The organism is Salinicola tamaricis (genome assembly GCF_003006155.1).
GTDB lineage: Bacteria > Pseudomonadota > Gammaproteobacteria > Pseudomonadales > Halomonadaceae > Salinicola > Salinicola tamaricis.
In genome coordinates, this window is sequence record NZ_CP023559.1 from 3,682,583 (window position 1) to 3,705,671 (window position 23,089).

At 67.5% G+C, this 23,089-nt stretch carries 19 protein-coding genes and 5 pseudogenes; 10 read left to right on the top strand and 14 right to left on the bottom strand.

Annotated elements, in window-relative coordinates; genetic code table 11:
- Window positions 1-10: 10 nt before the first annotated feature.
- The 7 genes and pseudogenes from CN538_RS16975 to CN538_RS17000 form a co-directional block, all read left to right on the top strand.
- Window positions 11-891 (top strand): annotated as a pseudogene (locus CN538_RS16975) (ABC transporter permease); the annotation flags it as partial.
- A 5-nt stretch (window positions 892-896) separates the two neighbouring features.
- A complete protein-coding gene (locus tag CN538_RS26505) occupies window positions 897-1,928 on the top strand; it encodes an ABC transporter ATP-binding protein (RefSeq protein WP_422917524.1) in 1,032 nt (343 codons plus the stop codon).
- On the top strand, window positions 1,912-2,997 hold the full coding sequence (locus CN538_RS16985; RefSeq protein WP_106420194.1) for an oligopeptide/dipeptide ABC transporter ATP-binding protein: 1,086 nt from the start codon (window positions 1,912-1,914) through the stop codon (window positions 2,995-2,997). The genes CN538_RS26505 and CN538_RS16985 overlap by 17 nt, the downstream gene beginning before the upstream one ends.
- An 86-nt stretch (window positions 2,998-3,083) precedes the next feature.
- Window positions 3,084-4,013 (top strand): LysR family transcriptional regulator, encoded by a 930-nt coding sequence (locus tag CN538_RS16990; RefSeq protein ID WP_106420195.1) that lies wholly within the window; start codon window positions 3,084-3,086, stop codon window positions 4,011-4,013.
- A pseudogene (locus tag CN538_RS25565) lies at window positions 3,991-4,392 on the top strand (Xaa-Pro dipeptidase); the annotation flags it as partial. The gene CN538_RS16990 and the pseudogene CN538_RS25565, both read left to right, overlap by 23 nt.
- 95 nt (window positions 4,393-4,487) lie before the next feature.
- Entirely contained in the window at window positions 4,488-5,321 is an 834-nt protein-coding gene (locus CN538_RS25570; protein ID WP_340638165.1) for a M24 family metallopeptidase, read from the top strand.
- Window positions 5,321-6,370, top strand: a complete 1,050-nt coding sequence (locus CN538_RS17000) for a hydrolase (RefSeq protein ID WP_106420196.1) — start codon at window positions 5,321-5,323, stop codon at window positions 6,368-6,370. Before CN538_RS25570 ends, CN538_RS17000 begins: the two co-directional genes overlap by 1 nt.
- A 147-nt stretch (window positions 6,371-6,517) precedes the next feature.
- On the opposite strand, the gene msrA is transcribed toward CN538_RS17000, so the two are convergent.
- The 7 genes and pseudogenes from msrA to CN538_RS17040 form a co-directional block, all read right to left on the bottom strand.
- Window positions 6,518-7,156: a peptide-methionine (S)-S-oxide reductase MsrA gene (msrA, locus tag CN538_RS17005; RefSeq protein WP_106420197.1), complete on the bottom strand. Its 639-nt coding sequence runs from the start codon at window positions 7,154-7,156 to the stop codon at window positions 6,518-6,520.
- 74 nt (window positions 7,157-7,230) lie between these two features.
- Window positions 7,231-8,932 (bottom strand): annotated as a pseudogene (locus CN538_RS17015) (translocation/assembly module TamB domain-containing protein).
- Between the two features lie 253 nt (window positions 8,933-9,185).
- On the bottom strand, window positions 9,186-9,797 hold the full coding sequence (locus tag CN538_RS20495) for a hypothetical protein (protein WP_164999451.1): 612 nt from the start codon (window positions 9,795-9,797) through the stop codon (window positions 9,186-9,188).
- Entirely contained in the window at window positions 9,764-10,189 is a 426-nt protein-coding gene (locus tag CN538_RS17025; RefSeq protein ID WP_106420201.1) for a hypothetical protein, read from the bottom strand. The genes CN538_RS20495 and CN538_RS17025 overlap by 34 nt, the downstream gene beginning before the upstream one ends.
- Window positions 10,186-11,451, bottom strand: a complete 1,266-nt coding sequence (locus tag CN538_RS17030) for a hypothetical protein (protein WP_106420202.1) — start codon at window positions 11,449-11,451, stop codon at window positions 10,186-10,188. The genes CN538_RS17025 and CN538_RS17030 overlap by 4 nt, the downstream gene beginning before the upstream one ends.
- Window positions 11,415-13,265, bottom strand: a complete 1,851-nt coding sequence (gene tamA / locus CN538_RS17035) for an autotransporter assembly complex protein TamA (RefSeq protein ID WP_106420203.1) — start codon at window positions 13,263-13,265, stop codon at window positions 11,415-11,417. The genes CN538_RS17030 and tamA overlap by 37 nt, the downstream gene beginning before the upstream one ends.
- Before the next feature lie 3 nt (window positions 13,266-13,268).
- Window positions 13,269-14,288, bottom strand: coding sequence for a hypothetical protein (locus tag CN538_RS17040; RefSeq protein ID WP_106420204.1), 1,020 nt, complete (start codon window positions 14,286-14,288; stop codon window positions 13,269-13,271).
- A gap of 281 nt (window positions 14,289-14,569) precedes the next feature.
- Between CN538_RS17040 and CN538_RS17045 the strand changes: the two genes are divergently transcribed.
- The gene (locus CN538_RS17045) at window positions 14,570-15,196 is read left to right on the top strand and encodes a superoxide dismutase (RefSeq protein WP_106420205.1); all 627 of its coding nucleotides are present in this window, start codon (window positions 14,570-14,572) and stop codon (window positions 15,194-15,196) included.
- A gap of 30 nt (window positions 15,197-15,226) precedes the next feature.
- Here CN538_RS17045 and CN538_RS17050 read toward each other — a convergent pair whose 3' ends face one another.
- Both CN538_RS17050 and galU read right to left on the bottom strand, forming a co-directional pair.
- The gene (locus CN538_RS17050; RefSeq protein WP_106420206.1) at window positions 15,227-16,507 is read right to left on the bottom strand and encodes a nucleotide sugar dehydrogenase; all 1,281 of its coding nucleotides are present in this window, start codon (window positions 16,505-16,507) and stop codon (window positions 15,227-15,229) included.
- Between the two features lie 4 nt (window positions 16,508-16,511).
- Window positions 16,512-17,398, bottom strand: a pseudogene (galU, locus tag CN538_RS17055) (UTP--glucose-1-phosphate uridylyltransferase GalU).
- 345 nt (window positions 17,399-17,743) lie between these two features.
- On the opposite strand from galU, the gene ubiG reads away from it, so the two are divergent.
- Both ubiG and CN538_RS17065 read left to right on the top strand, forming a co-directional pair.
- The gene (ubiG, locus tag CN538_RS17060) at window positions 17,744-18,505 is read left to right on the top strand and encodes a bifunctional 2-polyprenyl-6-hydroxyphenol methylase/3-demethylubiquinol 3-O-methyltransferase UbiG (protein WP_106420207.1); all 762 of its coding nucleotides are present in this window, start codon (window positions 17,744-17,746) and stop codon (window positions 18,503-18,505) included.
- On the top strand, window positions 18,502-19,167 hold the full coding sequence (locus tag CN538_RS17065) for an HAD-IA family hydrolase (protein WP_106420208.1): 666 nt from the start codon (window positions 18,502-18,504) through the stop codon (window positions 19,165-19,167). The genes ubiG and CN538_RS17065 overlap by 4 nt, the downstream gene beginning before the upstream one ends.
- A 120-nt stretch (window positions 19,168-19,287) precedes the next feature.
- Here CN538_RS17065 and CN538_RS17070 read toward each other — a convergent pair whose 3' ends face one another.
- The 5 genes and pseudogenes from CN538_RS17070 to CN538_RS26510 all read right to left on the bottom strand — a co-directional run.
- On the bottom strand, window positions 19,288-20,298 hold the full coding sequence (locus tag CN538_RS17070) for a DctP family TRAP transporter solute-binding subunit (protein WP_207233547.1): 1,011 nt from the start codon (window positions 20,296-20,298) through the stop codon (window positions 19,288-19,290).
- Window positions 20,299-20,321: 23 nt separating this feature from the next.
- Window positions 20,322-21,602: a TRAP transporter large permease gene (locus CN538_RS17075; protein WP_035473411.1), complete on the bottom strand. Its 1,281-nt coding sequence runs from the start codon at window positions 21,600-21,602 to the stop codon at window positions 20,322-20,324.
- Complete coding sequence (locus CN538_RS17080) at window positions 21,599-22,117, bottom strand: TRAP transporter small permease (protein ID WP_106420209.1); 519 nt, start codon at window positions 22,115-22,117, stop codon at window positions 21,599-21,601. Before CN538_RS17080 ends, CN538_RS17075 begins: the two co-directional genes overlap by 4 nt.
- Window positions 22,114-22,962 (bottom strand): NAD(P)-dependent oxidoreductase, encoded by an 849-nt coding sequence (locus CN538_RS24645; protein ID WP_207233548.1) that lies wholly within the window; start codon window positions 22,960-22,962, stop codon window positions 22,114-22,116. The genes CN538_RS17080 and CN538_RS24645 overlap by 4 nt, the downstream gene beginning before the upstream one ends.
- Window positions 22,934-23,032: pseudogene (locus CN538_RS26510) on the bottom strand (hypothetical protein); the annotation flags it as partial. The gene CN538_RS24645 and the pseudogene CN538_RS26510, both read right to left, overlap by 29 nt.
- Window positions 23,033-23,089: the final 57 nt, after the last annotated feature.

Genomic DNA, 23,089 nt, shown 5'->3' on the forward strand with positions numbered 1-23,089 from the left:
CGCGCAGCGTCGCCGGCTATGGTTGTGCCTGGGCCTGTTTGTGTTCCTGGCGGGGGCGGCGCTATTGGCTCCCTGGCTCGCGCCCAGCGACCCCTACGATCTGACCCAGGTCGAGCTGCGCGACTCCCTGCGCCCGCCGTGGTGGCTCGCCGGCAGCCTGCCCGGCCATCCACTGGGTACCGATATCCAGGGACGCGACCTGCTCTCGCTGATGCTCTACGGCGCACGGGTGTCGCTGGCGATCGGCTTCGGCGCGGTGCTGCTGCAGCTGCTGCTGGGCGTGACCCTGGGAATGCTCGCGGGCTATCGTGGTGGGCGCCTCGATGCCCTGCTGATGCGCTGGGCAGACGTCCAGCTGGCGTTTTCCACCCTGATGATGGCGATCGTGATCAGTGCCGTGGTCAAGGCGGCTTTCGGCGGGGCCTTCTACGGCCACTACGGCATCTGGCTGCTGATCCTGATCATCGGCCTCAGCGAGTGGCCGCTCTATGCGCGCACGGTGCGCGCCAGCGTGATGGCGGAAAAGCGCAAGGAGTACATCGAGGCGGCGCGGGTGCTGGGCTTTTCCGCACCGCGGGTCGTGCTGCGCCATCTGCTGCCCAATACCCTGCCGGCGCTGCTGGTGATCTCGGGGCCCAGATCGGCCAGGCAATCATGGCCGAGGCAGCACTCTCCTTCCTGGGTCTGGGCCTGCCCGAGACCCAGCCATCGCTGGGGTCGCTGATCAAGTCCGGGTTCGACTACCTGCAGTCCGGGGCCTGGTGGATCACTCTGCTGCCCGGGGCCTATCTGGTGCTGACGGTGTTGGCGGTCAATCTGCTGGGTGACGCCTGGCGCGAGCATCTCGACCCGTATCGGGCGCCCGCCGCCCTCAGCTCGAGGGGAGGATAGCGCGTATGGCACTGCTGGAAGTCGACGATCTCAGCGTGCACTTCACGCTGCCCGGGATGGTGCTGGAGACGTTGGCTGGAGTGAGTTTCCGGCTCGGGCGCGGCGACTGCCTGGGCATCGTCGGCGAATCCGGCGCCGGCAAGTCGGTACTCGGCTTCAGTCTGGTCAATCTGCTGGCACCGCCGGGGCGTATCGTCAGCGGCCGTATCCGGCTCGAGGGGCGCGAATTGACCACACTCTCCGAGCGGCACTGGCGAGCCATTCGAGGCCGACGCATGGCGATGGTATTCCAGGACCCCTGCGCGACGCTCAATCCGGTGCTCACCGTGGGCCAGCAAATGCACGAGACCCTGCGTGCCCACCGGCGTCTTTCCCGGCGTCTGGCGCGCAGGATGGTGCTGCATCGGCTGCACCAGGTGGGCCTCGAGGCGCCCGAAAGCCAGCTCTCACGCTATCCGCACCAACTCTCCGGCGGCCAGTGTCAGCGCGTGGTGATCGCCATGGCGCTGCTGCTCGACCCGGACATCATCATCGCCGACGAACCCACTACCGCGCTGGACGTCACCACTCAGGCCGAGCTCGTCGCCCTGCTCGCCTCACTCTGTCGGACCCTCGACCTGAGCCTGATCGTGATCTCCCACGATCTCACGGTGATCCAGCAGCTGACCCAGCGCGTGCTGGTGATGTATGCCGGTCGGGTGGTCGAAAGCGGGCCGACGCGACGTGATCAACGACCCCCAGCACCCCTACACCCAGGGGCTGGTCGATGCCCTGCCGCAGATGTATCCGCCGCGGCACCGCTGCGCCCGATCCCCGGCAGCCCGCCCGCGCCTGGTGCGGCGCCCACTGGCTGCGCCTTTCATCCGCGCTGCCGCTACCGTCATGCCGCGGATGACGAACTACGGCGGCGCTGCGAGGGCAGCTCTCCCGCACTCATCCCCAGTAGCGGCAGCGAGGTCGCCTGCCACTGGGTGGCGCGATTGATCGATCAAGAGACGAGCGACGCAGTAGAGGTGCACGATGAACCGCTCGACTGAGGCGCGTTCCACGCCCGCATCTACCCCGGCATCCGCGCTCGGCGACCTCGGCCAGCCCGCGGATATCGCGCAGCCGCTGCTCGAGGTGCGCGGGCTGAGCCACCGCTATCGCCTGCTACGCGGCGTATTCGGTCGTCGCCGGCCTGTGGAGATCCAAGCCCTGGACGCGGTCAGCCTGACACTCTGGCGCGGCGATGCGCTCTGCGTGGTGGGCGAGTCGGGCAGCGGCAAGTCGACCCTGGCACGCCTGATCATGGGGCTGCTGACCCCTGATGCGGGCGAGGTGCACTATGCCGGGACGCGCATCGATCATCTCAAGGACCGTCAGCGCCAGCGCTATCGCCGACGCATGCAGATGATCTTTCAGGACCCCTACGCCTCGCTCAATCCGCGCCTGCGTATCGCCCAGGCACTGGAAGAGCCGATCCATGTGCACTTCCCGGAGGCATCACGCCAGCAGGTGCGCGAGCGCGTCGACGCCCTATTGAGCGACGTCGGGCTCGATCGCGGCTGGGGCGAGCGCTACCCCCATGAGCTCTCCGGCGGACAGCGCCAGCGTGTGGCCATCGCCCGGGCGCTGAGCGTCTCACCAGAGCTGATCGTCGCCGACGAGCCGCTGTCGGCGCTGGATCTCTCGGTTCAGGCTCAGGTGCTCAATCTGCTCGTCGACACCCAGCTCGCCCGCCGGCTGACCTATCTGTTCATCAGCCATGATCTCGCCGTAGTCGAGTATCTGGCGACCCATGTCGCCGTGCTCTACCGCGGCACACTGTGCGAGGTCGGGCCGGCGGCGCAGATCTTCGCTGCACCACGCCACCCTTACACCCGGGCGCTGCTGGCGGCGCGGCCGCGTTTCGACGATGCTGGCGCCCGGTACATCGCCGCCAGCGCCGATACGCCTGCTGAGTTATCGGCCACAAGGGGTTGCGTCTATCGCCAGCATTGCCCCCTGGCCACGCCACGCTGCGCGCGTGAGCCGCCACACCTGGAGGCACTCGGCGACGGGCACGCGGTGGCCTGCCATGCCGTCGACGCAGACGCGGTCCGGATGGGTACGGAGGCGCACTGACGCCAGGAATCATGACAGCGTCACGCCCTTGAATTCGATTCACCGCCATTCGATTCACCACAGTTTGATTCACCACCGAGAGCCGCATGGAACTACGCTGGCTGGAAGACTTCATCGTCTTGGCCGAAACCCGCCACTTCTCCCGGGCTGCCGAACAGCAGAACGTGACGCAGCCGACCTTCTCGCGCCGCATCAAACTGCTCGAGGAGGCGATGGACGCGACCCTGGTCAACCGCCAGACGATGCCGCTGAGCCTGACCCCCGCGGGCGAAGAGTTCCTGACGCTGTGCAAGCAGATCACCGAGCGGGTGCGGGTGACCCGCGAGCGCTTGCAGCATCTGCATCACGACGCCACCCGGCGCCTCAGACTGGCGGCACCGCAGAGCCTGCTCACCCACTTCGTGCCGGGGTGGCTCGAACAGCACGCACTGCACGCCCGGATCGAACCCTATCTGCGTGCCACCAGTTGGCTGATCGGCGACTACGTCGAAGCGCTCGAACGCGGCGAGGTGGATCTGGCGCTATGCTACTGGCCCGAAGGGCGCATGGCGCTGGACCTGGATCTGAGCGGCCTGCGCTACCTGACGCTGGGCGAGGAACTGCTGGTGCCGGTGAGCGCCGCCGATGCCGCCGGCATGCCACGTTTCGCCCTGCCCGGCGACAAGCGCCGCCCGCTGCCGCATATCGCCTATCATGCCAGTGGACTGATCGCTGCCGCGCTCAAGGCACACTGGGACCGTTCACGCCAGGAGGTGCATCTGAGCACCCTCAACGAGAGCGTGCAGACCTCCAATATCCGTGAGCTGGTGCTGCAGGGCTATGGCCTGGGCTGGCTGCCCTTCCGCACCGTGCGTCAGGCCCTGGCCCAGGGCGAGCTGACCCGCGCCGGCGACCGCCGCTGGGACGTGCCGCTGTCGATCCGTCTCTATTTTCGTCACGATGGCCGCCACCCGGCACTCCATGACACGCTGGCCCAACTTCAGGAAGGACTCGATGACCTCCACCGATCGCGATAGCGCCCACCGGGCTCACCTCGACCGCCTGCAGCAAGCCTACGCCGAGCTGCTCGAACACACCGGTTTCGATGCCGTGCTGATCTACAGCGGCCATGCCCGCACTCAGCATGGCGATGACCAGGAGAGCAGCTTCAGCGCCTTCGGGCACTTCGTCCACTGGACCGGTGCCCCGCACCACCAGCATGAGTGGCTGTGGATCGCCCCCGGCAGCACGCCGCGCTGGTTCTACTACGCGCCAACCGATTTCTGGCATCTGCCGACACCTCCGCCACAGGGCGTGCGCGCCGAGTGTCTCGATCCCACACCACTCTCCCAGCCGACCACCGCAGCAGCGCTGATCGGCGCCCAACCTCGTGTAGCGGTGCTCGGCGACGTATCCGCGGATGCGGTGCCCGCCACTGCCACGCTCAATCCGCCCAGCCTGCTGCACGCGCTGGATGAGCTGCGGCTCTACAAGGACGACTACGAGAGCGATTGTCTGCGCCTGGCCAACCGATACGCCCTGGCCGGTCACACCGCGGCCCGCGAGGCGTTCGCGCCGGCGCCAGCGAGCTGGATATCCAGCTGGCCTACCTTGCGGCTACGCGTCAGCGCGAAAGCGAACTGGCCTATCAGAATATCGTCGGCATCAACGCCCACGCCGGTACCCTGCACTACCAGCACTACGCCACCGAGGCTCCGGACCCTCTGCGTTCGCTTCTGGTGGATGCCGGGCACCGCCACGCTGGCTACTGCGCCGACATCACGCGTACCTGGGCGGCGCTCGATGCCGACCCGCTGTTCGCGCCGCTGATCGACGGAGTCACTGCATTTCAGCAACGCCTGATCGCCGAGCTGGCGCCAGGGGTCGACTTCGTCGACCTGCACCAGCGCATGCATCACTACCTGGGGGCGCTGCTGGCCGACACGGGTGTGCTGCGCATGAGCGCCGAAGCCGCGGTGGCCAGCGGTCTGACGCGGGCCTTCTGCCCGCACGGGCTGGGCCACAGTCTCGGCGTGCAGGTGCACGATGTCGGTGGCCGTCAGCGCGACGCCAGCGGCGCACCGCTGCCGCCACCGACAGAAGATCCAGCCCTGCGCCTGACTCGCACGCTGGCACCCGGCATGGTGGTGACGATCGAGCCCGGGCTCTACATCATCCCGTTCCTGCTCGCCCCCTTCCGCGAGGGTGCCGAGCGCCAGGCGGTCGACTGGGATCGAGTCGACCGGCTCATCGACCACGGTGGCATTCGCATCGAGGACAACGTACTGATCACCGCCGAGGGTCATGCCAACCTGACCCCCGCCCCGGCGAACAACGCGCGGTGATGGCGTCTGACAGACAGCCGTGGGCCTTCCCCGCAGCCTTCGATCCGCCCGCCGCCCTGCGCAACCGCCATCTACAGACCCTGCTGCCGCGCCTGCTGCCCAAACGTGCGCTGGCCCGGCGCACCGAGGTGGTCAATCTCCCCGACGGCGATTTCGTCGAGCTGGCCTGGGCGGAACCGGCCCCGCGTGACCCGCGGGCGCCAATCTTCCTGCTATTCCATGGCCTGGAGGGATCGTTCGATTCACCCTATGCGCGTGAACTGCTCCACCAAGCGAGCACGCTCGGCTTTCGGCCCCTGCTGATGCACTTTCGCGGCTGCGGAGAGGCCCCCAACCGCCTGCCCCGCGCCTATCACTCCGGCGATACCGCTGACGCCTACTGGCTCATCGGCCTGCTCGCCCAGCGCTATCCGCATGCGGAGATGGTCGCCGCCGGGGTCTCGCTGGGGGCCAACATGCTGCTCAAGCTGGTCGCCGAGCAGGGCCGCGATGATCTGGGGCTGCGCGGTGTGATCGCCATCAACGCCCCGCTCGATTTGGCCGCCTGCGCCGATGCCCTGGATCAGGGGGCGGCACGGCTCTACCAGCGCTATCTGCTGGGCCAGCTCAAGCGCAAGGTCGCGATGCGCATGGCCAGCGCCCCTTTCCCGCTGGCGCTGACATCCAGACGGCTCGCCGCCCTGCACACCTTCTGGGACTACGACGACGCGGTGACCGCCCCGCTGCACGGCTTCACGTCGGCCAGCGACTACTATCGCCGCGCCTCGGCCGGCCCGCTGCTGGGCGAGATCGAGGTGCCCACGCTGATCCTGCACGCCAGCGACGACCCTTTCATGCCCAGCGACCTGCTGGCGCGGATTGCCGTGCCCTCGGCGAGCACGCGAGTGGAAGTGGCGCGCCATGGCGGTCACGTAGGCTATGTCGAGCGACGTGACGGGCACTTCAGTTCATGGCTGTCGCGTCGCGTGGGCCAGCAGCTACTGGCGTGGATACCGCAGCGGGAAACAACGATGCGGACAGCACCGCATTCGGCGCTGGAGGATCGCTGAGCAGCGCGAGGCGTGAACGTAGCGCAGAGAAGTGCAGAGAGATGAGTGCGGAGAGAGTCGCGCATCACCAAGCGGGGCCGGTCGAACCGGCCCCGTGCATGGGTAGGTGTTGGTCGGTGCTTGATCGACCTCGGGTATAGAAGTGCCTCAGGCGGAGATCGGGCAAGTCACGCCGGTGCCTTTCAGCCCGCAGTAGCCGTTGGGATTCTTGGCCAGATACTGCTGGTGGTACTCCTCGGCATAGTAGAAGGTCTTCAGCGGGGCGATCTCGGTGGTGATCGGCCCCAGGCCGCGTGCGGCCAGCGCCTCTGCGTAGTCATCGCGGCTCGCCTCGGCGATCTCGCGCTGATCGGCATCGAGGGTATAGATCGCCGAGCGATACTGGGTGCCGAGATCGTTGCCCTGGCGCATGCCCTGGGTCGGATCGTGGGCCTCCCAGAACACCGCCAGTAGCTGCTCGAGTGACAGCCGCTCGGGGTCGAACACCACCCGCACTACCTCAGCGTGGCCGGTCATCCCGGTGCAGGTCTCGTCGTAGGTCGGGTTGGGGGTGACGCCACCGGCGTAGCCCACCGCCGTGACCAGTACGCCCTCGAGTTCCCAGAACAGCCGCTCGGCGCCCCAGAAGCAGCCGAGACCCAGCACGATCTCCTGGCTGCCAGCGGGAAACGGCGGCAGCATCGAGGCACCGTTGACGCGGTGCACGCCGCTGATGGTCAGCGGCGTATCGCGGCCCGGCAGCGCCTGGCTGGCATCGGGGAGCGTAGCGGGACGTTGCTTGAACATGGTGTGTCTCCTGGTGGTCGCGGATGGGCGGCATGTCCAGCCTGCCCATCCGCGCCGGCGCGTGGCCGCGATCCTCAGGGGCCGCCGCTGCGGCCCAGACTGAAGGTGTAGATGAGATCCAGCGCCTGTGCCGCCCCCGATACCGCCTGCAGATAGAGATTCTGGATCAGGCGGTAGCGCAGGGTCAGCTCGGCGATGGGAGAGAATATGCCGACGCCATAGCTCACCTTCAAGTCATCGAAGACATAGCCGCTGACCACGACCTGGCTATCGTCGCCGGAACCAGACGCATCGAGGCTCAGATCCTGCACCCCGAAGCTCTCACCTACCTTGCCCACGGCGCTGCCGGTCTGCGACAGCGACAGCCCGATCAGCGCCGAAGTCAGGGCGTCGTCACCGCCGCCGCTGTCGTCCGGCGCGCGCCCGCGCAGAATGTAGGAGAGCGCGCGGCTCTCGCTCATCGCCGGCTCGGAGAAGATGGTCAGGCGTGGCGCCGAGGCCGGGCCGGTCACCCGCAGGCCAGCGATCACGTCGTCTTCGGTGTTCTGGATTACGGATCGCCTCGAACTGCAGGTTGGGCTGCGAGGCCGGCCCGCTGAAGATCACCTGCCCCTGGCGAATGATCAGATCCTGACCGAAGGAGGTATAGGTGCCGCCGATCAAATTGACATCGCCGTAGAGCTGCACCGGCCCGGTGCCCTGGCGAATCTCCAGCTCGCCGCGCAGTCCGGACTTCAGCCCGTAGGCTTCGAGCTTCATGTCCGGCCCCAGGTGCAGCTTGACGCGAATATCGAGCTGCATGCCAGCGTCGGCCAGGGCCTGGGCAGTGCCCGCCCCCTCGTCGTTGGCTCGCGCAACGGCCGCTGCCTGCTGCTGGCGATCCTCCTCCTCGGTAATGATCACGGTATCGCTGCTGGGTACCTGCGCCGAGGCCGGTAGCTGGCCGATCTCGAGGCGCGCCCAGGGTACGCTGACATCGCCACGCACCTGCAGTCGCTGCGGGGTGGCACGGATCTGCAGGTCCGGCGCGATGCGCAGGCGGCCGTAGGCCGGCATGGCGACCAGAATCGGCTGCTCCTTCCCATCGAGATTGACATTGGCACGCCACTCGGCGGGATTCTGCCAGTCGGCATCGCCGCTCAGCGCCAGGCGTCCATCCTCGCTCTGCACATAGCCGTCGAGGGTCGAGGACTGGCCGGCCAGCGCCAGCGTCAGCCGGGCATCGGTCACCGCCACCGGCGAGACGCCCCCCTTGACCTTGACCCCGTCGATCACCAAGTTGCCGTTCAGCGCCGGCTCGGCGATGCTGCCGCCGAGCGCCACGTCACCATTGATGGCCCCTTCCAGCTGACTGATACCAGCGACCAGCGGGCGGTAGGGCGAGAAACGCAGATCATCGACGGCGAGCCGGCCCTGCAGGCGCCCAGCGCCGGCGGGGTCATCGATCTGCGCCTGCAGCTGCACCTGGCCGGCATCCGCAAGGTTCAGGGTGGCATCGGTTCGCGCCCGCCGCTGATCGGCGTCCAGGGTCAACGCCACCCGCGCCGCCGGTACCTGCCACGGCGCGCCGCGGGCATCGACCCCGGAGACCTGAGCCTGGGCGTCGATATCGGCCTTGGCGGTCCAGGCCTGACCACCGCGCGACCAGCTGGCGATAAGCTTGCCAGCGGTGCTGCCGGCGACTCGCCAGCCCTCGGGCATGAAGTCATCGAGCAGCGCCATCGGAATGTCGTCCAGCGCCAGCGCCGCACGGCCCTGATCGGCCGAGGCGGTCATGCGTTCGGTCAGACAGAGCGCGCCGCCCTGGCGGCGATCGAGACAGAATGGCGCCAGGGTCACACTGGCGGCCTGGAGATCGGCGCTGAAATCGAGCGCGTCACGCAGCGCGAGATCGCCATAGTCGGTGGCCGTCGACAACGACGCCAGGGTGCCACGATAGTGGCGATGCGCGTCATCCAGGCCGCCACGCAGGCGTAGTGACAGTTGCGATGCCGGCAGGCCGTCGCCACCGGTCACATCGAGCGACAGCTTATGCTGCGACAGCCGCCCGCCGAGACCCAGTTCGAGACGGCGAATCTGCTGGTTGGCGGCGGCGATATCCGCCGCTTGCAGGTCGACGTCGAACTGCGGGTCTGGCGGTGCCGGTACTGTTGGCCTTCAGCGTCAGCTGCCCCACCCGGTTATCGCCATAGGCAATGCCGTTACCGTCGAGATCGAGCGTCACGCTCGGCTTGTCGAGCGTGCCACGGCCCTGGAACTGGCCGCGCAGCGCGCCGGCTAGCTGGGGCAGAATCGTCCCCAGCGCGGGGGCATCGATGCGCCCGTCGATGTTCAGCGCGCGGTCGATGCTGCCGGTTGCCGTCACCCGGTTACGCCCCTGACGCAGGTCGAGTTGGCGAATGTGCCAGGCCATGTCGCTGTTGCCGTCGAGGCTCGCCGCCAGGCGCAGCTCGCGCTGCTGCAGGCGGCCGTCGATGTCGAGCTGCGGCAATGCCAGCTGCCAGCCGCCGTCGTGGCCCATGGCGAAGGCCGCCCGGGCCTGACCGTTGAGCTGCCCGGTGACGGCCTGAGTGAAGGCTTCCAGCGGCAGCCGGCTGAGATCGAGGCTCAGATTGGCGGAGAGCAGCGGCGTCCAGCGCACGCTACCCTGGCTGCGCAGTTCACCGCCGTCGCTGGCGACCTCGAGCGGCTGCCAGTGGAACGCCTGCAGGTCGCCCTCGCGCCACGCACGCCCAGTGTCACCGGCGGCAGGCCCTGGCCCTGCCCGGCAAGATCGAGCCTTGCCTGGTAGGCCGCCAAAGACCCCGACAGCGACAGTGCCAGCTTGTCGAGCCGATACTGCGGCGCCGACGCCGGTGGCGGCGCAACACCGGCAATGGCGCGGGCGCTGCGGATGGCGGTGGCATCGAGCCCTTCGGGGAGCGCACGGAACGCGGCAAAGGGCTGCGCCTCGAGCGGCCAGCGCAGGTCCTCGCCGTGCAACTCGAGATCAAAGGGCAGCCCCGGCGCGAAGGCTTGCAGCCGCGCCTTCAACGTGGCGTCGGCGACGCCGCGGTATGCAGCGTCAGATCCAGATCGGCCAGCGTGCCGGAGACGTCGAGGGTGGTCTGCTGACCATAGAGAGGGGCACGAGTGAGGCGGCTACGCAACGCGAGCGCGATCGGCACATCGCCGCTGAGTTCGACCCGGGCGCTGAGCTCGGCCTGACCATCCGGTGCCTCGAGGGTCAGCCGACGAATCTCCAACTGGCGATCGACCGCCGCCAGCGACAGCGTCAAACGATCGAGCCGCTGGGGCGTGGGCCCGTTCAGGGTGACGTCGCGAATCGTCAGGCTGGGCACCTCCAGCTGTAGCGGCAGCGCAAAGTCGGGCAACTGCCGGCGCAGCGCCTGGAGCTGCTCCTCGATTGCCGCGACCCGCGGATCGGCGGTGTCCGTCGCCGCCGCCACATTGGCCGCCGCGGCCAGCGTCAGCGGCGACAGCACGAGCGCAGGCAGCGTCTTCGCTGACGGAGCATCGGTCGCATTGACCTCGGTGCTGGCCGTCGTGGGCGTCTGTGCGCTGGGTGCCCCGGGTGTATTGGCCGACGCCATGGCGGCGCGCGTCGGGCTTGCCGACGGGTAAAGGCTTTCGGCCGCCGCCAGCGCCGCGGGGCTGATCACGCCATCGCCCAGCGAGGCCTGCGCCAGCGCCTGGTCCAGGCCATTACTGGTGGCGTCGGGCAGCGTGATATCGACGCCCGCGAGGGTCGTCGGCGACAGCGTCAGCCGGTTGCCCTGCAGGCTGGCGCCGGTCTGGAAGTGATCCCAGTGCAGCGCGGTGCCGTCGGCGAGTTCGACCCCCACATCGTTCAGACGTACCTGACGGATCTCGATCGGCAGCGGCACCGCGATCGGCCCCAGCGCCCCACCGCTGTCCTCTTGCGGCGGGGGCGGCGCCTGCGTCTCACTGGCCGCCAGGCGAATACGCGCACCGGAAACTGTGAGGTCATCGAGGCACAGCCGCCCTCTCAACAGGCAGTCGTCACCCCAGACGAGGTGCAGGTGCGCCACCCGCAGCGACAGCGGGCCGGCGTCGAGCGCCAGGTCGTCGATGGTCAGCTCGTCGAGCGGCGCGCCCTCGAAGCGCGTTGCCTGAACCCAACCGCGCGACTGCGCCTGCTCGAACAGCCACTGCGAGCCCCAGGATGACAGCGCCAGGCCCGCGAGCAGCAGTACCAGTCCCAGCAGCCACAGTAGCAGCCAGAGCGCGAGCCGAATCAGAACTCCGGTCCGATGGAGAAATGGAGACGCCAAGAGTCCTCCTCGTCGTCAAACGGATGGGCGATATCGAAGCGAATCGGCCCCACGGGTGATATCCAGCGGATGCCCAGACCGGCACCGGTCTTGAGCGTGTTCGGCCACCAGTCGTCGAAGGCGTTGCCGCTGTCGATGAAGCTCGCGCCCCAGAAGTTGCCGCTCAGGTGACGCTGGTATTCGAGGCTGCCGGTAAGCATCTGTTGGCCGCCGAGCAGCTCGCCGTCGGCGTTCTCCGGTGACAGACTCTCGTAGCCGTAGCCGCGGATGCTCTGATCGCCACCGGCGAAGAAGCGCAGCGATGGCGGCACCTTGTCGAAGGTGTCGGTAGCCATGGCGCCGCCGCCGAGGCGCCACAGGAAGCGGTTCTCGCTGCCCAGCATACGAATCCACTGGGTGCTGAAGGTGGTCCGCACGAAGCGCGCGTCCGAGCCCCAGGCGGGGTCCGACCACTCCAGCGTGAGCTGCTGCCGGTCCCCCCAACTGGGGAAGGTCGGATTGCGCTTGCGCGTGCGTGACCAGCTGATCCCGGGATAGAGCAGCAGTACCGCGTCGTCCTGATCGGCCTGGGTGAAGTCTTCGTAGGTGGTCTGCCAGTAGAGATCCTGACTCCAGCCGTTGGCGAACTCCCAGTGCCGCGCCAGCTGCACCGAGCTCTCGAAGCTCTTGGTGTCCTCGTTGTCGACGCTCTCCAGGCCGTAGCGCAGGTGGTAGCTGTCGCGCAGCGGGTTGGCCAGGGGAATGGTGTATTCCCCCGAGAAGCGCTGCTCCGGCGAAGAGAGATAGAGTGAGTTGGTCAGGCTGTGGCCGTAGCGGTTGAGCCACGGCATGGTCCACGAGAACTGGGTGCGCGGGCCCACGTCGGTGGCGTAACCGATCCCCACCTCGAACTGGTGGCGATCGGCCGGAGTCACTTCGACATCCACCGGTACTGTCTTGGGCTGGCTATCGGTCAGCTCGCGCGCGGCGCGCAGCCCCGGGCCGCCGAGCACGCGGGAGGTGTCCGCGGTGGTATCGCGTCCGGTCGCCTCCTGCCACCACAGGCTGGGCGCGAACGAGGGCGTATCCTCGTTGACCCGGGGGCGCACCGCGACACCACGGAACCAGTCGGTCTGGCCGAGATTCTGATTGAGCGTAGCGAGATCGCCGGCAAGATAGGGGTCGCCAGGGGCGAACGGCACTAGGTTACGCAGCCGCTCGGGCTCGATCTGGCTGCCGCGAAAGTGCACGTGGCCAAAGCGGTAGCGGGTGCCGCTGTCGAGCTCCAGATAAATGCGAGCACTCTCCTCCCACGGGCGCACTTCGATGCGCTGCTGGCTGAATCGCGCATCGAAATAGCCGCGTTCCAGCGCCAGCGTCGAGAGCCGACTCTTGAAGCCATCGTAGCGCGAGTGCACCAGCGGATCGCCGACCTTGAGCGGGTTGTCCGCCATAGCCTTGGTGAAGGCGTCGTCCTGGCGGGCATCGCCCTCGAGCCCGGCATCGACCTGGGTGATGCGGGTGCGCTCGCCGGGCTTGACGTCGATCACCACCCGCGCGTTGTCCTTATCCGGGTAGTGGGTGGCCAGGGTCGCGCCATAGTAGCCGAACGCCTGCAACGCCTGCTCGGCGCGCTGCCGGACTACACCGTCGAGGCGCTCGCGGGTGGCCTGGCTGTCGGGCGAAAGCTCGGAGAGGATATCGACGATATTGTCAGCAGGCGCGCCGCTGATGCCTTTCACCTCCACATCCAGCGCCCAGGCCTGACTTGCAAGGGGGAGTGTGACAATGGTGAGTAGCGTCAGTCCCTTCCGTAGGACCTTGAGCTGGGGCATGCATCAGCCTCCGCGGCGCTGCAGTTGAGAAACGTCGGTGATCAGACCGGTGACGCGCCGCGTCAGTTGGGCACGGCTCGCCTCCAGGGAGGCGATGCGCTCGTTCAAGGTCTTTATCTGCGCGCTGCTGACCCCCTTGGGCAGATTGGCAAGGCGTGACTGCAGCGATTCGATTCCTGCACTAAGAGCGGTCTGACCCTGGCGAAGTTCCGCAATGGCGCTGCGTAGCTGCTCGAGCGACTGCGCCGAGGGCACCTTGCGCGCGGCGACATCGTCGACCCGCTGGTCGATGTCGGACAGCTGGGTGCGCAATTGATCGACGCGCTTCGACAGATCTGCACCGGGCGCCGCCTCGAGTGCCTCGGCCTGCGCCTTCTGAGTCTGGGCCAGCGTATCCACTCGCGCCACCAGCGCCTGGTCCGACTTGGCGTTCTCATCCAGGGTCTGACCCTGTTCGGCGAGCCGTGTCGCCTGCTGCTGCTGGGCGTCGCTCAGTGTCTGCAGGCGGGTGGCCAGCGTCGCCCGGGCATCCTTGGCGGTGCTCTCCAGCGCCGAGAGCGACGTCTGCAGCGCCGCGATGACCCCCTGCTGGTCGTCCAGACTGCTCTTCAGCGCGCTCAGGCGCGTCTCGAGGTCGTCGCTACGCCCCTGAGCGACCCGGGTCTCGAGGCTACCGACAGCGGCCCGTGTGGCTTCGAGCTGACCGCGCAGGCGGTCGAACTCGCCACGCAGGCTCTCGCCCGAGGCGTCCAGGGTATTACCGGTGGCATCGAGGCGCTGGTTGAGCTTGGCGAGTCGTGACTCGAAGGCGTGGCGGTCCTGCCAGTATTGCCAGCCACCGGCGGCTAGCGCACCACCGAGTAACAGTATCAGGCACCACAGGGGCCAGACTCGCGGAGGCCGGCGCCCGGCAGACGGACCGGCGGCATGGCTGCCACGCGAGCCTGCGCGGCGCACGCTCATGTCGCCACGGTCGGGAACGATCGTCTGCGCAGTGCGCGGGTCGTCGGAATTGGGGGGCATTGCCGTCGTGTACCTTAGCGATGAAGATGCAGACTTGGGAAACGCTGCATGATGGATTCAGCATTTTCCTCGAGATCTGGGATGAGCGCTGGGCAGCGACCTCGGCGCTCACTGCGTCACGTTACGTGAAAGCGCCCTGCAAGCCTAGGCTTGGCAGCGCTCGCCAGGCATGCTAGCCAGCGCGGAATGCTATTTCACAACCCTATTTCACAGCCACATCTCGCTATATTTCACGGCCACATGACTGCCTACCCACACGCTTCAACGCGACCAGGAGCCCCATGCTGACGACAGCCACGCCAGACGTCCGATTCGAACTCCCCGCACTACCCTTCGAGCGCCACTCGTTGGAACCGGCGCTGTCACGGGCCCAGATCGATCTGCTCTACAGCCACTACCACCGCCAGCAGTTGACGACCCTGAACGCGGCCCTGGCCGCCGACGACCCGCGCTCGCTGGCGACACTGGCCAGCGAGGGCCCCGCGCAGTTGCGCCCGGCGGCCGCCCAGGCCTGGGGGATGACGCTGTTCTGGCACGGTTTGGCGGCGCGCCCGGCGGCCCCCGAGGCGGCATTGACGGCCCGAGTGGCACATGACTTCGGTGGCTGGGAGCGGTTGGCGTCGATCTGGAGCGCGCGCGTGGTCGCGTCCGCACCGGGAGGTTTCAGCTGGCTGGGGCTGGCCTCGGACGAGACCCTGACACTGATGGAGACACCTGAAGGCGAACTGCCATCGGGGATCAAGCCGCTGCTGGCCATTGCCCTGTGCGAGGAGGCCTATCGCATCGACTTCGGCGACGACCGCAGCGCCTACTTCACGGCGCTGTGGTCGCGGCTCAACTGGGAGACGCTCACGCTACTGCTCGATCTACCGTGCGTGAGCCCGCAGGCCATGCCATACGTCGAATGAGACCACCGCCATCGGCGGTGGTCGAGGTGGTCAGGCGCGACGGCCGATACCGCGATAGACGAAACCGCGCGAGGCCACATAGGCAGGATCGAAGATATTGCGACCATCGAGGATCAATGGCGTCTTCAGCGCCTGCAGCAGACGGCGCCAGTCCGGGTTCCAGTAGCACTTCCACTCGGTGACCAGCATCAACGCATCGGCCCCGTCGCAGGCGGCGTAGAAATCCCCCTCGACGAGTTCGAGCTGCGGATGCCCCGGGTAGAGCTCTGCCAGGGCATGGAGCGCGGCCGGGTCGTGAATCTTGACCTTGACGCCCTGGGCCCATAGCGCCTCGAGAATGGTCAGCACCGGAGCCTGGTCGATACGCGCCGTGCCCGGCTTGAAGGCCGCGCCCCAGATGGCGATCGTGCGCCCTTCCAGCTCGCCCTGGAAGTGATTCCACAGCTTGCGAAACAGCGTCTCCTTCTTGCTCTCGTTGATGTCGAGCACGTGCTCGAGCAGATGCGACTCGCGTCCGGTGGAGTGCTGCACATCGGCCAGCCGCATCAGGTCACGGGAGAAGTTGGGGCCGCCGAAACCGCAGCCGGGATAGAGATACTCGAAACCGATACGGGTATCGGCGCCCATGCCCTGGCGCACGTATTCGACGTCGACCCCGAGGGAGTCGGCGAGCCCCGCCAGCTCGTTCATGAAGCTGATACGCGTGGCCAGCATGCCGTTGATCGCCAGCTTGGTCAGCTCGGCGGCCTTGCGCGGCATCAGCTGATAGACCTCGTGGCGCCGGCTGAAGGCGCGCAGCAGCTCACGAATCTGCTGGGTCGCCCACTCGTCCTCGCTACCCAGCAGCCAGTGTGCCGGGCGAGTGAAGGTGTCCCAGGCGCGCCCCTCCTCGAGCCGATCCGGCAGCGCCACGGCGATCTGGCTGGCGTGGCCCAGCTGCGCTTCCAGCTTCTCGGTCTGCCCCACGGGGAAGGTCGAGTTGTTGACGATCACCAAGGGCGTCGTCTGCCGCCCCGGCACCTCCTCGACATAGCGCTCGGCGGCCTCGCGCTGATCCGGCGACAGCGCCAGCCAGTGCACCTCGGCATCGCTCTCCGGGCCTACCCGGTCGACGATGGCGAGCTGCCCCGAGGCTTCGCCGGCGAGAATCTGATCCTTCAGGCCCGGCTCGCTGATCAGCCAGTCCGCCCGGGAGAGACTCTCCCAGGGAAAGTCGGCGTGGGGCATCCAGGTCACCTGGTGCCCTACCGAGCAGAGTGCCGCAGCGGCGGTGGCCGCTGCCAGTTCGCTACCGTGTACGACCACCCGCATGGCGTTACTCCTCGGCTGCGTATTGCTTGACCAATTCGCGGAACCCCTCGCCCAGCGTCGGGTGCTTGCGCCCCAGCGCCAGGGTGGCTTCCAGATAGCCCAGCTGACTGCCGCAGTCGTAGGTCTGGCCCTGCATGCGGTAGGCCTCGGCACCGGATTCACGGCGCAGCGCCTCGATGGCATCGGTCAACTGGATCTCGTTGCCGGCACCCGGCCGGGTCTCGGCCAGCAGCGGGAAGATCTCGCCGGGTAGCAGATAGCGCCCGATCACCGCCAGCGTCGACGGCGCCTCCTCGACCTTGGGCTTCTCGACCACGCCGGTCAGCGGCGCGCTCTGCCCGGCGGCCGGTTCGTCGCCTTCGAGCGCGACGATGCCGTACTTGTAGGTCAGCTCATGGGGCACGGTTTCGACCATGATCTGCGCCTTGCCGCTCGCCTCATAGGCCGCGATCATCCCGGCGAGATCGTTCTGCGGCGCATTGTCGTCGTCGATCAGCACGTCCGGCAGCAGCACCGCGAAAGGCTCGTCGCCAACCACCGGGCGGGCGCACAGGATGGCGTGGCCCAGGCCGAGGGCTTCCGGCTGGCGCACGCTGATGATGTTGACGTCGTCGGGATGATGTTGCGCAGCTCGTCGAGCAGCGCCTGCTTGCCCTTGGCCTCGAGCTGGGTCTCGAGCTCGAAATGCTTGTCGAAGTGGTTCTCGATGGCGCTCTTGGACGAGTGGGTGACGAGTACGATCTCCTTGATCCCCGCCTTGACCGCCTCGCTCACCACGTACTGGATCACCGGCTTGTCGACGATGGTGATCATCTCCTTGGGGATCGCCTTGGACGCCGGCAGGCAGCGGGTGCCGAAGCCGGCAACGGGCAATACAGCCTTGCGAATCATCGTGTTATTCCTTCCCTTCCTGGGGGTGATAGTTCGTACGAACCCTTGCTTCGCGCCGCGTGCAAAAGCGTGACAATCGCTATCGGGTCGTCTGACCCCTGTCGCCGTAGCTTAACGGCGCAGGCGCCGAAAGCACAGTCGCAGAATGTCGACACCCGATGTCGCGTAACAGCGTCTCCCTGGCGGGCGTCCCCGGGGTTTTATCCCCGCATGGCGCCCAGCAACGTCTGCGTCCATAGTAGACTATGCCTCCAATTCGCCAGGCGCCGCCGCCAGGATGGCGGCGACGCCCATGCTGCCCCGGCCCGGGGCACTGTCAGTCTCTCGAGTGCAAGGAATCTCTGCATGGCACAATCGCAACACGACAACGTCGATCACGCCGAAATCGCCAAGTTCGACGCGCTGGCGAGCCGGTGGTGGGATCGAGAAGGCGACTTCAAGCCGCTGCACGATATCAACCCGCTGCGTCTGGGCTTCATCGATCGCCACGTGGCACTGGCCGGCAAGCGCGTGCTGGACGTCGGCTGCGGCGGCGGCATTCTCAGCGAGGCCATGGCCCAGCGCGGTGCCGATGTCGTCGGTATCGATCTCGGCGAAGCGCCGCTGGCGGTGGCCCGCTTGCACCAGCAGGAGTCCGGGGTCGAGGTCGACTACCGCCACGCGAGCGTGGAGTCGATGGCCGAGGCCCATCCGGGCGAGTTCGACGTCGTCACCTGCCTCGAAATGCTCGAGCACGTGCCCGATCCGGGCGCCGTGGTGGAAGCCTGCGCCAAGCTGGTGAAGCCCGGCGGCCATCTCTTTTTCTCGACCATCAACCGCAATCCCAAGTCCTACGTCTTCGCGATCATCGGCGCCGAATACGTGCTCAGGCTGCTGCCGCGAGGCACCCATGACTACCATAAGTTGATCCGTCCCTCCGAGCTCTCGGCCTGGTGCCGCGAGCATGGGCTGCGCCTGCGCGACCAGACCGGGCTCACCTACAACCCCTTCACCCGCCACTACCGCCTCGACCCGCACGACGTGTCGGTCAACTACATGGTCCACGTCACACCCCAGTGGGGCGGCGGCGAAAGCGACGAACCGCACAGCGCGGAGACGCCGGCATGAGCCAGCCGGCACTGCCCGCCGGCCTGCTGTTCGATCTCGACGGTACGCTGGTCGATACCGCGCCGGATCTGGCGGCGGCGACCAACCGTCTGCGCCAGCACCACGGCCTGCCTCCCCTGCCCTATGACACCCTGCGCGCCCAGGTCTCCAACGGCGGCAGCGCGCTGGTGACCTTGGCCCTGGGGCTGGGGCTGGAGCACCCCGATCACGCCGCGGCGCGCGACTACCTGCTCGCACGCTACGGTGAAGCGGTCGCCGAGCACAGCCGCGTGTTCGAAGGGCTGACGCCGCTGCTTAAAGCGTGGCAGCAAGCCGGGCGCCCTTGGGGGATCGTCACCAACAAGCCGCGCCGCTATGCCGCGCCGCTGGTGGAAGTGTTGGCGCTGAGCCCAGGCGTACTGGTGTGCGCCGACGACCTGCCGGTGCGCAAGCCCGACCCGGAGCCGCTGTGGTTCGCGGCCCGCGAGCTGGGCGTCGCCCCGGCGGATTGCTGGTATATCGGCGATCATCGGCGCGATATGGAAGCGGCCCGCCGTGCCGGCATGACCGCGGTTGCCGTGCGCTACGGCTATATCCCCGAGGACGAACCCATCGCCGACTGGCCGACGGATCGCTGGTTCGAGAGCGGCTCGGCGCTGGCCGCCGCGCTCGTCGAGGTGTAGTTGGTCGTCGAGATCGAGCCGCGCGGCGGCGCTAGATAGCGCCACGCCGGCCACCCGCGATGCGGGAAGCCGGTGTTCGGCACTCACCTCGACTCCGCGAGCCGACCCCGCGGGCCGACCTCAGCTCTGGGTCTCTGCGCCAGACTGCGCCTGGCCGGAGGCCTGCCGAATGGCGTCGATCATCGCCTCGCCATGCGCTTCGATGAACTTGTCCCACACCGGCTTCACCGCCTGCTGGAAGGCCGCGGTATCGACGTCTCGGTTCACCTGCATGCCCTTCTGCTCGAGCTCGCGGACCATCGATTCGCTGCGCTGGATGTTCATCTCCCGCTGCATGCGGGTGGCGTCCGCTGCCGCCTTGCGCACGATCTTCTGCTGCGCCGGGGTCAGGCCGTCGAAGCGCTGTTTGTTCATCACCAGGGTCAGCGCGGCATAGGCGTGATTGGTGAGCGATAGATACTTCTGCACCTCGTTGAAGTTGAACGACACCACGATCCCCAGCGGGTGGTCCTGGGCGTCGACCACGCCGGTTTCGAGCGCGGTGTAGAGCTCGTTGACCGGAATCTGCTGCGGGTTGGCGCCGAGCAGTTCGAACATGTCGTTGAGCGCGATGGAGTTGTTGACGCGCATGCGCAGACCCTGAAGATCCTTGGGTTCACGGATCGGGCCACGGTTGTTGGTCATCTCGCGAAACCCGTTCTCGGGGAACGCCAGCCCTTCGAGGCCGAACTCGCCGAGCTTGGCCATCACCTGCTGCCCCGGCTTGCCATCCAGCGCACGGTAGGCGGCCTCATGGTCCGGGAACATGAACGGCAGCGTAAAAGCCGCCGCTTCCGGCACCAGACCGGTAAAGTTGTTGAGCCCCGACAGGGTGATATCGATGATCCCCGAACGGGTGCCGTCGATCATCTGGGCATCGTTGCCGAGCTGGCCGTTGGGAAATATCTGCACCTGCAGCTCGCCGTCGCTCTCGCGCTCGACCTCCTTCTTGAAAGCTTCGGCCAGCACCTGCTGCAGGTCGCTCTGCGGCGCGGGGTGAGCAAAACGCAGCGTGGTGGCCGCAGCGGCGGTGGTCGACAGCAGCGCCAGACCGCACAGCATGGATGCCATGCCCAGCAGTTTCTTGTTCATTGTCATCGTCTCCTTGCTCTTGCCTAGCCGATCAGCCAATGCATCGGCACCGTGATGATCTGCGGCACCAGCACGAACAGCGCCAGCAGACCGATATACACCAGTACGAAGGGGTAGACGCCGCGCACGGCTTCGCTCATCGAGGTGTTGCCCACCCCGCAGACCACGTTGAGCACGGTGCCCACCGGCGGCGTGATCAAGCCGATGCAGCAGTTGATCACGAACATCAGGCCGAAATAGATCGGATCGATCCCGGCCTGGATCACCAGCGGCATGAACAGCGGCACCAGAATCAGGATCGCCGGAGCCAGATCCATGACCATGCCCACCAGCAGTACCACCAGCATGATCGCCGCCATCAGCAGGATCGGATGCTCGACCAGCGGCCCGAGCATGGCGGCAAGCTGTTGCGGCAGCTGGGCGATGGTGATCACCCAGGAGGCGGCCATCGCCGCGCCTACCAGGAACATCACCAGCGCGGTGGAGCGCCCGGCCCGGATCAGCACGCCGAGCAGCTTGCGCGGGCTCAGCTCGCGGTAGACCAGTGCCGAGACCAGGATGGCGTAGACCGCGGCGACCACCGCGGCTTCGGTCGGGGTGAACACGCCGAAGCGAATGCCGACGATGATGATCAGCGGCAGCAGCAGCGCCCACACGCTCTCGCGCAGCGCCTTGAGACGCTCGCCGCGACTGGCGCGGGGCTGGGGGGCCAGGTCCGAGCGGCGCATCATCACGCGCCAGGTGATCATCAGCGCCAGCCCCATGAACAGCCCCGGCACGATGCCGCCGATGAACAGCTTGGCGATCGACAGGTTGCCCGCTACGCCGAGAATGATCAGCGGTAGCGACGGCGGGATGACCGGGGCGATGATGCCGCCAGCTGCAAGCAGCCCCACCGAACGCGAAGCCGGATAGCCGCTCTTGCGCATCATCGGATAAAGGATGCTGACCAGCGCCGCGGCATCCGCCACCGCCGAGCCGGAAAGCCCGGCCAGCAGCAGCGAGGTGAGAATGGCGACATAGCCGAGACCGCCGCGCCAGTGGCCGACCAACGTCATCGCCAGGCGCACGATACGGTCGGAGAGTCCGCCGACCGCCATCACCTCGCCGGCGACCATGAAGAACGGGATCGCCAGCAGGGCGAAGTTGTCGACACCGTTGATCAGCGACTGGGCCAGGATGTCGGCGCTGAACAGCCCCATGTGCAGCATCAGCGCCACCGCCGCCGCGAGCAGCGCGAATGCCACCGGCAGGCGCAGCAGGATGGTGCCGATCAGCACCGCCAGGAAGAGTCCCAGAGTCATGGTCGTGTCTCCTCGGCTGCGTCGGCGTGATGAGATGTCTCAGGCCCGCCAGTCGCACCAGGCGCGCCGGGCAGTACGGCGCCGAGGGCCGCGGTCACACTCATCAGCGCCCCTGAAACCACGCCAGCGAGATAGAACAGCGCCGTAGGTAGCCCGGTGAGCGGCGATATGTTGTGCCAGTTGGCCAGCGTCTGGCGCCAGCAGCCGACCAGCAGCATCAGTGAGGCGACCAGGATCGCCAGCCACGCGAGCCGCCCGACGACCCTACGCAGCCCCCGCGGCAGACGATCGAACAGTTCGGACACCGCCAGATGCTCGCCCTCCTTGAGGCACAGCGAGGCGCCGAGCATCACGATCCAGACGAAGCCCAACCGCGACAGCTCGATCCCCGAGCGCAACCCTGAGGAGAAGCCGTAGCGCAGCACGACGTTGACGAAGACCAGCACCATGGTGAGTAACATCAACAGCGCGATGATCCATTCGATACCGCGCCAGAACGCCTTCAGTGTCGTCATCTCGGCTCCTCCCGCCGCGCCCGGGCGCGGCGCTCGCGTTCAGGGCAAGCGATCCAGTTCATCGATGTAGCGCTGGGGACGCACAGATCCTGATCCCCCAGACCGCGCGCGCCGAGGTCGTCGAACAGGCGCGAAAGCGTTGCCAGCTGTGGCGTCACCACTCCACCGCGGGCCGCTTCGTCGCGGGCGAAGGCGAGATCCTTGATCATGTAGCGGGCCACGCCCGTGGGGGTGTAGTCCTTGTCGATCAGGCGCTGCTTGCGCGCTTCCAGCAGGCGCCCGCCGGCATAGCCGCCGCCCAGACACTCGAGCAAAGACGCGACGTCGAGCCCGGCGCGCTCGGCGATCACCGTCGCCTCCGACAGCGCCACCATGGTCGAGGCCACCACCATCTGGTTGCACGCCTTGGCCACCTCGCCCGCCCCCAGCGGGCCCAGGTGCAAGGGATTGCCCATGCACGCCAGCAGCGGCCGCGCGGCCTCGAAGGCCAGGACCTCGCCGCCGACCATGATCGACAGCCGCCCGGCGTCGGCGCCGTCGGTACCCCCGGAGAGCGGCGCATCGAGCAGCCGGATGCGCCCCGCGCTCGCCTGCTCGAGCTCAGCGGCCAGCTCGCGCACGCCCTGGGGCGACGAGGTGGAGCAGACCACGATCAGCAGCGCCTCGCCGACACCGGCAACGATGCCCTGTTCGCCCCACAGCAGCTCGCGCAGCGGATCGAGATCGGGCAGTACCGTGATCAGCACGTCGCTGGCGGCAGCCAGCGCCCGCGGCGTCTCTGCCAGTTGGGCTCCGGCGCTGATCAGTGGCGCCAGTTTATCGGGCGAGCGTCCATACACGCTCACCTGCGCCGCCACCCCCGGCCAGCAGATTGCGCGCCATGGGCATGCCCATGTTGCCGAGGCCAATCATGCCGACCCGGCGCTTGCCGGGATCGGCAAAGACGCGCTCAAGCTGGCCGCCGCAGTGTCA

What these genes read in the sequence shown, in the direction of transcription:
- CN538_RS16990 (WP_106420195.1), top strand. Translation starts at nt 3,084, where the DNA reads ATGGAACTACGCTGGCTGGAAGACTTCATCGTCTTGGCCGAAACCCGC.
- tamA (WP_106420203.1), bottom strand. Translation starts at nt 13,265, where the DNA reads ATGCCCCAGCTCAAGGTCCTACGGAAGGGACTGACGCTACTCACCATT.
- CN538_RS17040 (WP_106420204.1), bottom strand. Translation starts at nt 14,288, where the DNA reads ATGCCCCCCAATTCCGACGACCCGCGCACTGCGCAGACGATCGTTCCC.
- ubiG (WP_106420207.1), top strand. Translation starts at nt 17,744, where the DNA reads ATGGCACAATCGCAACACGACAACGTCGATCACGCCGAAATCGCCAAG.
- CN538_RS17065 (WP_106420208.1), top strand. Translation starts at nt 18,502, where the DNA reads ATGAGCCAGCCGGCACTGCCCGCCGGCCTGCTGTTCGATCTCGACGGT.
- msrA (WP_106420197.1), bottom strand. Translation starts at nt 7,156, where the DNA reads ATGTTCAAGCAACGTCCCGCTACGCTCCCCGATGCCAGCCAGGCGCTG.
- CN538_RS17050 (WP_106420206.1), bottom strand. Translation starts at nt 16,507, where the DNA reads ATGCGGGTGGTCGTACACGGTAGCGAACTGGCAGCGGCCACCGCCGCT.
- CN538_RS17045 (WP_106420205.1), top strand. Translation starts at nt 14,570, where the DNA reads ATGCTGACGACAGCCACGCCAGACGTCCGATTCGAACTCCCCGCACTA.
- CN538_RS17075 (WP_035473411.1), bottom strand. Translation starts at nt 21,602, where the DNA reads ATGACTCTGGGACTCTTCCTGGCGGTGCTGATCGGCACCATCCTGCTG.
- CN538_RS16985 (WP_106420194.1), top strand. Translation starts at nt 1,912, where the DNA reads ATGAACCGCTCGACTGAGGCGCGTTCCACGCCCGCATCTACCCCGGCA.
- CN538_RS17000 (WP_106420196.1), top strand. Translation starts at nt 5,321, where the DNA reads ATGGCGTCTGACAGACAGCCGTGGGCCTTCCCCGCAGCCTTCGATCCG.
- CN538_RS17080 (WP_106420209.1), bottom strand. Translation starts at nt 22,117, where the DNA reads ATGACGACACTGAAGGCGTTCTGGCGCGGTATCGAATGGATCATCGCG.
- CN538_RS26505 (WP_422917524.1), top strand. Translation starts at nt 897, where the DNA reads ATGGCACTGCTGGAAGTCGACGATCTCAGCGTGCACTTCACGCTGCCC.
- CN538_RS17070 (WP_207233547.1), bottom strand. Translation starts at nt 20,298, where the DNA reads ATGAACAAGAAACTGCTGGGCATGGCATCCATGCTGTGCGGTCTGGCG.